The 262-nt window shown below is 53.8% G+C and carries 1 pseudogene; it reads right to left on the reverse strand.

Annotated elements, in window-relative coordinates:
* Positions 1-262: pseudogene (locus HX884_RS27700) on the reverse strand (hypothetical protein); the annotation flags it as partial.

Genomic DNA, 262 nt, shown 5'->3' on the forward strand with positions numbered 1-262 from the left:
TCGGGAACATGCGAATGTCATTAAACAGATTATTGGTAAGGTCATTGTTGCCCCAAATCGCGTATCGCTGCTGGCGTATCTTCATGCGCATCCTGTCCAGTCTGTCGGCACTCTGGCTTTTATAGCGAAGTTTCCAGCACGCCCGGCAGCCAATGTCTTTCTTGCCGATATACAGCTTTGCAGCCCGCTTCATACAGTGGGGGCAAGCGTACCATTCCCGGACGCCATACCCGGCCTTCGTGGTTGTGGTGCGAATAGCCCG

The sequence above is a fragment of the Enterobacter sp. SECR19-1250 genome (genome assembly GCF_013391025.1).
GTDB lineage: Bacteria > Pseudomonadota > Gammaproteobacteria > Enterobacterales > Enterobacteriaceae > Enterobacter > Enterobacter cloacae.